Origin of the sequence: Chitinimonas sp. (genome assembly GCF_041904975.1) — a bacterium.
Taxonomy (GTDB): domain Bacteria; phylum Pseudomonadota; class Gammaproteobacteria; order Burkholderiales; family Chitinimonadaceae; genus Chitinimonas.
Genome location: NZ_JAYRLZ010000123.1, coordinates 1 through 2499, shown reverse-complemented (window position 1 = coordinate 2499; position 2499 = coordinate 1). Strand labels below are relative to the sequence as shown.

3 protein-coding genes are annotated in these 2499 nt (G+C 60.9%); all 3 read left to right on the top strand.

Annotated elements, in window-relative coordinates; all coding sequences use genetic code 11:
* Positions 1-169 (top strand): hypothetical protein (locus ACE3OH_RS12495; protein WP_374353031.1); only part of this gene is annotated, 169 nt, incomplete at its 5' end.
* 267 nt (positions 170-436) lie between these two features.
* Positions 437-877, top strand: coding sequence for a hypothetical protein (locus ACE3OH_RS12490; protein ID WP_374352996.1), 441 nt, complete (start codon positions 437-439; stop codon positions 875-877).
* A 99-nt stretch (positions 878-976) separates the two neighbouring features.
* Positions 977-2383, top strand: coding sequence for a hypothetical protein (locus ACE3OH_RS12485; RefSeq protein ID WP_374352990.1), 1407 nt, complete (start codon positions 977-979; stop codon positions 2381-2383).
* The last annotated feature ends 116 nt before the right edge of the window (positions 2384-2499 follow it).

Genomic DNA, 2499 nt, shown 5'->3' with positions numbered 1-2499 from the left:
CAATTCCACGCACTATGGCGCTTTTGAAATTGAAGAGACCCAGAACAAGGCCATCGCTGGTATTGGCGCACGTTATGCCGTCAGCAAGAGTGTTGGCGTGCGTGCCGAATACACCAAGTACGCTGCGGACTTCAGCGCCTTCGGCGTAGGCGTGGACTTCAGCTTCTAAGCCAAGCGTTGCGTACGGCGCCGAGTCCGGTATCGATGATGCCGGCCCGGCGCCGTTCTCTTTTGGTATTCCCGACCGCTGCATTGACCGAAAACCGCCCGCGGGCGCTCGCAAACCAAGTTCTTCCATTGCGCGGGCAGGTTGATGTCTGCTAGCTTCGCGCCCCGTCCTGAAAGACGGTGGCGGCATGCCAACGATATCGGCCAGTGCGCAACAATTGCCGCCAAATGTATCCGCTTGCACCTGGTCATTCAGAGGGAAAACCATATGTTCAAGAAAATCCTGCCGGCTATCGCCGCAGCTGTCCTGCTCATGCCGGCGTACGCCGCTGTGGCCAGCGCCAACGTTTCTGGTAGCGCCACCAAGCCGGTCATCACCGCTCAGACCACCATTCCCGCAGGGGAAGCTGGACAAGCCATCGGCGCAGTATCGGTCTATGTTGCGGCCTTGGTTGGTGACCAAGCGTATTTCAAGGATGCCAAGGGTAATTGGGTGCCGTATACCGGCAAGCAGGTTGCTGCTTATGCATCCATGACACCGGCTCCGATCGGCGACGTCAAAATTGATGTACTCGATGGCAGCCTCGATGTGGCGGCACTGAAAGGCACCAAGATCATTATCGGTTGGGGCAAGGGAGCGGTGCCATTTGCCGACCCGTTCGCCGATATGTTGAACAACCTGCGGTTCTCGGTGGTGCACACGCTGTAATCGCCGCTCTGGCACGGGTGGAACTGCCCCGGCAATTTCTGCCTTGGCAGCATCGCCCGCCCGTCGCATGATGGTGTCCTGTTTTCGCGGGAGACCATCATGCATCGCCGCCTCGCCTGCCTCAGCCTGATCCCCTTTCTGCTTTCCAGCGCCTTCGCAGCGCCTCCGTCACTCGGCGGCTGCCAGGTTCTGCCTGCTGACCATATCTTCAATACCCGTATCGATAGCCTGCCGGTGCATCCGCAATCAGCGGCCTATCTCGCCACTATCAGCAGTAGCGCCCGCAAGCTGCATCTTGATCTGGGCGTCAGCGAGGATATGCGCAGCAGCGAGTACTACGGCATTCCCTATAACCTGATGGCCGGCAAGTCGGCCAGCTGGCAGCCGGTGTACTACAAGGATGGCTACCCCGATGAAAGCGATTGCGCCAAACAGGATCACAGCGTGGCGCAGCCCTGCGTCAACACCGCCAGCCAGCCGCTGTTACCGATTCCGGCCGCACCGCTGGTCGAGGGGGGCATCGAAACCAACCAGGCCAATTATGGCGACCACCATATCCTGACCATCGATACCGACAGCTGCATGTTGTGGGAGAGCTACCACAGCTACCCGCATGCGGGTGGTGGCTGGGATATCTGGTCCAGCGCGGCATTCGATCTGCGCAGCAATACACTGCGCCCGGCCGGCTGGACCTCGGCCGATGCGGCGGGCTTTCCCATCCTGCCGCTGCTGCTGCGGGCCGATGAGGCCAATAGCGGCGAAATCAACCATGCGCTGCGTTTTACCATCCAGTCCAGCAAGATCCGCGCGGCCTATGTGTGGCCGGCGCGCCATCTGACCAGCAATGGCGGCAGTAGCGCCAGCAAGCCGGCGATGGGCCAGCTGTTCCGTTTGAAGGCCGATTATCCGGTGCCGGACAGCACGCCCACCCAGGCCAAGGCCATTCTCACTGCCTTGAAGCGCTATGGCATGTATATCGCTGATGGCGGCTCCGATATGTATATCCAGGGCGAGCCCAGTGCCAAATGGGCAGATGCCACCTTCAGCGTGGTGCAGGCGGTGCCGCATACCGCATTCGAAGCGGTGGATCTGGCCCCTATCATGGCGCGTAGCGGCTTCAATGCCGACTCGGCGGCAGTGCCGGCCGCCGCTGGCGCCTTCAGCATCACGCCGCAGCAAGCGGGGAGCGCCAGCAGCCTGTCGCTCGGCGTTGATGTCACTGTCGCCAGTGGCGATGCCGGCAAGGCTGGCGCCATCTATATCGCCGCCCTGTTGCCCACTGGCGCCGTGTATTCACTGACCAGTGCCGGGTGGCAGCCGGTGCAGAATCTCGCCTTGCTACCGTTTGCCAATGTCAGCCTGGGCAAGCACAGCGTGCCGATCACCAGCCAGCTTAATGTGTCGGCCTACAAGGGCTTGCAGATCTATGCCGGCTACGGACAAAGCCTGGGCGATCTGATTCAGGGCAGCAAATACGCCTTGCTTTACAGCGTGCCAAGCAACTAGCAACCGTCCGGCAATCAGCTTGGACGACCTGACGATGCTGTCCTAGGCTGGTCAGATGACCATTGCCGGACAGCTGCCATGCACCGCCTTGTGTTCGCCCTCCTTGCCAGCCTGCC